A 7,256-nucleotide genomic window follows, 5' to 3' on the forward strand; every position below is an offset into this window, starting at 1 on the left:
GCTCTTATCGCAACGGGATTCTAGAGCTAAGGATATGCAAGAAGAAGGGTTAGGACTTTATCTTTATTGCCTTTACGCTGGCGGGAACAGCCTGTCTGTACGGGGCACGGAGACAGGTATCCCTGACCTTGTCGGAATCGATGGGGACCATAAAGTTTTCACCTTATCCAAAGGTGACATTCATGCCGCGTTATCCTTAGTCCCTTTGCAAGAATTTGACGCGGGGCCGTTGGAGCAGAGGATGGGGGATCTTGAATGGGTTGCCCCCCGGGTTTTAATCCACGAGCGCATTATCGAAGAAATCATGGCAGCCTATCCCGTTATGCCCCTTCGATTCTGCACCATCTTTGCTGCCACAGACAGGATAGAAGAACTTCTCGAGATTCATCATGCGAAAATTACCCGTTTTCTCTCGGACATCACAGATAAGGAGGAGTGGGGGGTCAAGGGATATATAAAAGGTGGCCGACTTGGAGAGGCCTTAGAAACGCTTAGTCCCGCGCTACGAGCCAATGAGGTAAACCTGCGGGAAGCGTCCCTGCCTGTGCGGGGCACGCAGACAGGTCCTGGGCAGGCATATCTCTTGAGGAAAAAAATGGCCTTGGCCGTCAAGGATGGGCTTGACAGTGTGGTGGCCCAAATTACGGAGGAAGTGTTTCAGGGTTTACTTGTCCACGCAGTAAAAGGGATAAGGACCAAAACGTTGCAGGTAGAAGATGGCGAGGAAAGGAGAGAAATGGCCCTCAATGCAGCCCTTTTGGTCCCAAGGAGTGATGTAAAGAGCTTTCTGGGGTGCGTCAAAGAGACAGAAGAGAGATATCGCAGTCACGGGCTTAGCCTTAGTGTGACAGGGCCTTGGCCTCCTTACAACTTCTGTCCCGTTTTTGGCGATGAAATTGCCCAAGGGTAGCCCTTGTTGGAGGGTGTTGAAAAAGGGCCTTTCTCTTTAGTATGTTACGGCAGCGTTGACGGGATTTTTTGCCGGCAGAGTCCTAACTAACAGGTTCCAGGCTCCAATCGAGCATCCGAGCGGTAGCGGCTATGATCGTTTTGGCCTTTCCGGCTGGCGCGAGCGTGGCAAAGGGATAGATGCGTTGTGGCAGGAGATCAGGAGAAGGGTCTTGGCTCTGGAGATCGACTTTCACAAGCTGAAAATCTATCAGGATGGCTTGCCAGTATGCGGGGGGGAGTTAGAGATCGTCCGGGAGCTCGCGCGGCAGGGAAGCAAGAACCATATGCTTCTCATGGAATTAGCGGAGAGGGGCGCCGCGATAATGGGAACGGAGGATGCTCAACTCCTCGTGGAGGAATATCTCAGGTTGAGAGATGGCTTGGAGGGGGATAGTGACAAGGGGGATCGGGCAGGCTCGGCCGGGGATACCCTTGGCCGCCGGGATCTTTATATCGCTAAGAGGATTAGAGAGACACTGGGCGAGGGTGAGACCGGCCTTCTCTTCATCGGTCTCTTACACAGGGTGGATGAAGAGATCGATCAGGATATGGAGATAACCCACCTCTTTAGGGAAGGGGAAGAGGTAAGAGAGGATAAAAAATGACCACCACCCCGGAGAGGAAGGAGAGGGAAGATATTGACGTTATGTCGCTTAAGGTGGCCGAGGCGGAAAGTAGGGACGTGGGCAGGGGGCTTGCTCGGATTGACCCGGAAGACTTGGACCGATTGAGCGCCCGGGCGGGTGATATTGTGGAGATACAGGGTAAAAAGACGACCGTTGCCAAGGCTATGCCTGCTTTTAAAGAGGGGAGGGGCCAGGGGCTTATTCAGATTGACGGTTTAATCCGCGGCAACGCCGCGACCGGGCTCGGCGAGCGGGTCTCCATAAGAAAGGTTACGGCCCGCAAGGCCGCTAGAATCGTCCTGACACCAATAGGGGGGCGGAGCGCGCTCGGCCGGGAGCGGGACATGGCGTATGTGGAAAAACTCCTTGACGGCCTTCCTCTCGTGGCCGGCGATCGGATTCGGGCGGCCCTTTTTGGCGCGCGCTTTCAGGACTTTACCGTTGAGAGCGCTATGCCAAAGGGGGTTGTGATCATCCACCCTGAAACCATCATCCAAATTCAGGAGCAAAAAGGTGAGGGAGCGAGGGAAAGCCGGATCTCCTATGAGGACATCGGCGGCCTGGAAAAGACGGTGCAGAGAATTCGTGAGATGGTGGAACTCCCGATGAGATATCCCGAGGTGTTTGAAAGGCTCGGGGTTGAACCCCCTAAAGGAGTTTTACTTCATGGCCCTCCGGGGACAGGAAAAACCCTCTTGGCCCGGGCCGTGGCCCATGAGACCGAGGCTTACTTCACGCACATTACGGGCCCTGAGATTATGGGAAAGTTTTACGGAGAATCGGAGGCGCGGCTCAGAGCCGTCTTTGAAGACGCACAGAAGCACGCGCCCGGCATCATCTTCATTGACGAGATTGATGCCATTGCCCCGAAGCGGGAAGAGATGGGAGGGGAAAAGCAAGTCGAGCGCAGGGTGGTGGCTCAGCTCCTCTCCCTGATGGACGGCCTGGAGGGTCGCGGAAAAGTTATTGTCATCGGCGCCACCAATATCCCACAGATGCTCGACCCGGCTCTGCGCCGGCCAGGACGCTTTGACCGGGAGATCGAGATCGGCATCCCCGACCTAAGCGCGAGGCTACAGATTCTTGAGATTCATACCCGCGGCATGCCCCTCGAAGAGAATGTAAAGCTGGAAAGAATAGGGGAGATCACCCATGGATTTACCGGCGCCGACCTGGCGGCCCTTTGCCGTGAGGCCGCAATGACAGCGTTGAGGCGGATCATACCGCGCATCGAGTTTGACGAGGCTGAGGTTCCCTATGAGCTTCTCCTCAGCCTTAAGGTCAATATGGATGACTTTCTCTCAGCTTTAAAGGAGGTGGAACCCTCGGCCATCCGCGAGGTCTTCGTAGAGATCCCCAAGGTGAGATGGGATGATGTCGGGGGACTGGAAGAGATCAAGGCAAGGCTCAAAGAAGCGGTGGCCTGGCCTATAGAGTACGCGCCTCTCTTTTCCTACGCTCAACTCCGTCCCCCAAAGGGGATACTTCTCCACGGGGTGCCGGGAACCGGGAAGACCCTTTTGGCGCGAGCGCTTGCCACTGAGGTGGGAATTAACTTTATCTCCATCAAGGGTCCCCAGCTTCTTTCTAAGTACGTCGGTGAGTCAGAAAGAGGAGTCCGGGAGATCTTTAAGAAGGCGAAGCAGGCTTCCCCCTGTATCATCTTTCTGGATGAGATTGATGCCATTGCCCCCAGCAGGGGGGTCGGCGGGGCGGATTCTCACGTGACAGAGCGAGTTGTGAGCCAGATCCTCACGGAGATCGATGGCATCGAGGAGCTAAAAGGGGTGTGGATTTTGGCGGCCACCAATCGGCTTGACATGGTTGACCTTGCGCTTTTGCGTCCGGGTAGATTCGACCTGGTTTTGGAGCTCCCTCTGCCGGATGAGAAGGGCCGTCTGGAGATCCTGAAGATCCACACCCGCGGACGACCCATTGCTCCGGATGTCGACCTCGCTCGCCTGGCTGAGAGGATGGAAAACACGGCGGGGGCGGAGATTGAGGCCCTTTGCCGGAGCGCTGTGATGGTAGCGATTCGCCAGTTTGTCGAAGAAAAACAGGTCCTTGAAGGAGACTATTCGCGCTTCCGTGTAGCTCAGAGACATTTCGACCGGGCAAGGGAGGAGTTATTTCCTACCGGAAAAGGCTCGACCGCCGCCTGAACGAGCCTGCCTGAGGCAGTCAGGTCCGCTCATAGTCAGGTTGCGCAGCGACGCCCGAGCTGGAGAAATGATCGTGCCCGACAGACGGTCAACAGCATTGCAATGCTATCAAAGACTCTTTAACGCTTCTCCCGAAGCGCTAGTGGTGGTGGACCAGGAGCTGGTCATCGTATACTCAAACAAAAATTATGCCAAACTCTTCGCCCTAGAGGGCGATGGCGCAGGCCTGGCCATTGGGCAATTCCTTCCCTTGGCGCATATAGAAAACCTTGTGAATCGCGCTGGCAAAGAAAGAAAGTTTAAGGAAGCCGAGCTGAAGCTCAGACTCCCCCAAGGTGGGAGCGGTTTCTTTAAGACGACCGTTATTCCTTTTGGCTTGGACCTGTCTGCCAGAGCCCAGGCAGGTAACGAGCGGGATTTGCTGTTCCTGGTTAAGCTGGAGGATGTGAGTGAGAGGGTGCGCCTGGAAGAGGAGCTCCTTCAGGCTGAAAAGCTCTCTGCCATGGGGCACATGGCGACCAGCATCGCCCATGAGTTGGGTAACCCTCTGAGCATCATGATTACCTGCCTTGAATTCCTGCGCCATTCTCCGCCCGAGTCTAACAGGACACTTGAAGAGCAGATAGCGATGATGGAGGAGAATGCCGTGCGCATGCACGAGCTTTTGATCAGCCTAAGCGACATGAGCGGTCTGGGAAGATTCCAACCGGAGAAGGAAGACATTCGCAAAGCCATTATTTCGGTCCTTTCTTTTGTGAGGAAGATGGCCGAGAAGTCGGGCATCACAGTTAAGACCGACCTTGCGTCTGACTTGCCTCTCTGCTGTGTAGATATAAGGCAGATCAAGCAGGTTTTTCTCAATCTATTGAAAAATGCCATGGAGGCCATGCCCAAAGGCGGGACCATCACTGTTTGCAGCAAGTATTGTCCCGGCAACCTGCCGGAGGAGCCTGGCCTGGTTGTCGTTGAGTTTGCGGATGCTGGCATCGGCGTGCCGCCTGGGGACTTGGAAACGATATTTAGGCCTTTTTATTCCACCAAAAAAAAAGGCATGGGGCTGGGCCTCTCCCTGTGCCGGGGAATTGTTGAGAAGCACGGAGGCAAGATCCGTGCAACCAGCCAAGAGGGCAAAGGGTCCTGCTTTATTGTTGAGATTCCTGTTGATCACGGTTTATGAAGCAAAAAACCATCCTCGTTGTTGATGACGAGCCCGATTGCCATCGTCTGCTCCACCGGATTTTAGACGAGGAATATCAGGTCAAGGGAGCGTTCTCTGCCCGTGAAGGCTTGAACCAGTTGAGGACCTTTCGACCTGACCTGATTATTCTTGATTTGAAGATGGCCGAAATGGGGGGTATCGAGTTTCTCAGAGAATTAAAGAGAATGGACTCCCCGGTCCGCACCATAGTTATTAGCGCGTATGCTGATATAGCGTCGGTGGTTCAGGCCATGAAGCTAGGGGCAGAGGACTTTATTACAAAGCCCTTCCGTGATGAAAAGTTGAGAGAGGATATTCGTCTCTTTTTTTCTCTATCCGAAAAGCCTCAAGGTAAGGTTTTTAGGGAAAGGATCGTAGGGGAGAGTCCCCAGATCCGAGAAGTCTGGAAGTTGATTGAAAAGTTTGCCCCCTCGGACATCAGCATCCTTTTAGCGGGGGAGAGCGGTACGGGAAAGGAGATCTTCGCCCGGTCCATTCACGAGATGAGCAAAAGAAGCGCAGGGCCTTTCATCCCGGTTGACTGTGCTACGCTTCCGGAGTCTCTGGTAGAGAGTGAGCTTTTCGGCCATGAGAAGGGAGCTTTTACCGGGGCCGACGCAAGAAAGCCAGGCTGGTTTGAGACCGCCCATAGAGGAACCTTATTCCTGGATGAGTTGGGAAACCTCTCCTCACCTATTCAGGCCAAGCTTCTCAGGGCCTTGCAGGAATCCACCATTTCTCCGATCGGCTCAAGGATTCATAAATCAGTGGACGTGAGGGTGGTCTCGGCAACCAATATCGATCTCGAACGGGCAGTCTCTGAGGGCGGCTTTCGCGGCGATCTCTACTACCGCTTGGGCGCCGTGTCAATTTTTATTCCGCCCCTGCGTGAAAGAGAAGGGGATGTCGCTCTCTTGGCCCGACACTTTGTGAGGCTCTATAGCGCGAAATATGGAAATGAGATAGCTGGAATTAACGATCTTGCAATGGCGCTTTTATGCGCCTATTCCTGGCCCGGCAATGTAAGAGAGCTGGAGAACGTCATCAAATCGGCCGTCCTCCTCGCCGAGGAGCAAATTACAACTGACGATCTCCCTCCCTATTTTCGCAGGGTGGCTGTGAGTGCGGGAGCAGGAGCCGAAGCGGGGCAAGGTGAATTTAGCTTTATAGCGAGGATGGATTTAAGTTCGGGAGGAAGAATCGATTTAAAAAAGATCCGCGAACAGGCTGCGGCGGAAGCAGAGAGGAGCATCCTGAAGGATCTGTTAAAAAATTCCTCTCTCAAAAAGTCCGATCTGGCAAAACAGCTCGGTGTGGACAGAAAGACCCTCAGGGCCAAGATGCGTAGACTCGGGATCTCACTTAAACGAGGGGGAGATTAGGTGGTTACAGGCAAGCCAAGGATTCTCGTGGTCGATGACCATTCTGATAGTCGTCTCATTGTGGTGTTGGCGATGGAGACGTGGGGGTACGAGGTGGTAGAGGCCCGTGATGGCAAGGAGGCGATGGCCCAGCTTGAGGGCGGTAATTTCGACCTTGTGGTTTTAGATCTTGCTATGCCGTTTATGAGCGGTGTGGATGTGGGACGGTCAATGAGGACTGATCCACGAACGAAAGACATTCCGATCCTGGCGGTCACGGCCCTTGATAGCAGCGTCAGCCGCAAAAGGTGTTTCGAGGCTGGGTTTAACGACTTCTTAGCTAAGCCTTTTCCAATGGCCGAGCTTAAGGCCAAAGTCGAGACCCTTCTCGGTCGAGCAGTTCGCCAATAATGGGGCATCGAGACCCCATTGGGTAATCTCCCTCCCAACTTTTCCCTTCCATCTATTCCCTTAGGTCCTGATTATTCCCTGTCATTTTTCTCCAGTTCGGGTTGGTATATTTCTTGCTGCGACCAACTAGCGAGAGGGGTATAGAGAGTTGAGACAGGTCCAAACGACGTCAAAGGTCTGCGGTCTCCTTAAGGAGCATTTAACCCGAGGGGCCGAGAAAAACATGCCGGCGACAAAACGCAATGGCCGAAAGAGACTTACTGGGCAAGGGAAAGACTTGCGCTTAAAGTACGAGCAGGCTCAGGAGGCGAATCCGGCCGAGACGGACTTTCTCAACATCCTTACGCACGAGTTGCGCATCCCCATCCATGTGATTGTCGGTTGTGGCGACCTCCTGCTGGACGGCGCCTGGGGAATGCTGCCGGAGGAGCAGAGGGCGATTGTGGTAAAGATGAGGCAAAACGCCTGCTATCTTTTCGACCTCATTAGCGACCTGATGGAGCTCAATCGCCTCGATGGAGGAAGGGGTGTGAGCCGACGTGAGGAG

7 protein-coding genes are annotated in these 7,256 nt (G+C 54.2%); all 7 read left to right on the forward strand.

The genetic code is table 11. From position 1 onward, the window contains the following. Positions 1–34: 34 nt before the first annotated feature. Positions 35–910: a GvpL/GvpF family gas vesicle protein gene (locus HYS22_09270; protein ID MBI1910341.1), complete on the forward strand. Its 876-nt coding sequence runs from the start codon at positions 35–37 to the stop codon at positions 908–910. Positions 911–965: 55 nt separating this feature from the next. Then, a complete protein-coding gene (locus tag HYS22_09275) occupies positions 966–1,556 on the forward strand; it encodes a hypothetical protein (GenBank protein ID MBI1910342.1) in 591 nt (196 codons plus the stop codon). Next, positions 1,553–3,739 carry a CDC48 family AAA ATPase gene (locus HYS22_09280; GenBank protein MBI1910343.1) on the forward strand — a complete coding sequence of 729 codons (2,187 nt, stop codon included), beginning with the start codon at positions 1,553–1,555 and terminating at the stop codon, positions 3,737–3,739. Before HYS22_09275 ends, HYS22_09280 begins: the two co-directional genes overlap by 4 nt. Before the next feature lie 67 nt (positions 3,740–3,806). Further along, positions 3,807–4,916: a hypothetical protein gene (locus HYS22_09285; GenBank protein ID MBI1910344.1), complete on the forward strand. Its 1,110-nt coding sequence runs from the start codon at positions 3,807–3,809 to the stop codon at positions 4,914–4,916. Then, positions 4,913–6,319, forward strand: coding sequence for a sigma-54-dependent Fis family transcriptional regulator (locus tag HYS22_09290; protein ID MBI1910345.1), 1,407 nt, complete (start codon positions 4,913–4,915; stop codon positions 6,317–6,319). Before HYS22_09285 ends, HYS22_09290 begins: the two co-directional genes overlap by 4 nt. Next, complete coding sequence (locus tag HYS22_09295) at positions 6,320–6,709, forward strand: response regulator (GenBank protein MBI1910346.1); 390 nt, start codon at positions 6,320–6,322, stop codon at positions 6,707–6,709. Positions 6,710–6,986: 277 nt separating this feature from the next. Next, positions 6,987–7,256, forward strand: a 270-nt coding sequence (locus HYS22_09300) for a hypothetical protein (GenBank protein ID MBI1910347.1), incomplete at its 3' end; no start/stop codon positions are given.

The sequence above is a fragment of the Deltaproteobacteria bacterium genome (assembly GCA_016177765.1).
Classification (GTDB): domain Bacteria; phylum UBA10199; class UBA10199; order JACPAL01; family JACOUP01; genus JACOUP01.

What these genes read in the sequence shown, in the direction of transcription:
- HYS22_09270 (MBI1910341.1), top strand. Translation starts at nt 35, where the DNA reads ATGCAAGAAGAAGGGTTAGGACTTTATCTTTATTGCCTTTACGCTGGC.
- HYS22_09280 (MBI1910343.1), top strand. Translation starts at nt 1,553, where the DNA reads ATGACCACCACCCCGGAGAGGAAGGAGAGGGAAGATATTGACGTTATG.
- HYS22_09285 (MBI1910344.1), top strand. Translation starts at nt 3,807, where the DNA reads ATGATCGTGCCCGACAGACGGTCAACAGCATTGCAATGCTATCAAAGA.
- HYS22_09290 (MBI1910345.1), top strand. Translation starts at nt 4,913, where the DNA reads ATGAAGCAAAAAACCATCCTCGTTGTTGATGACGAGCCCGATTGCCAT.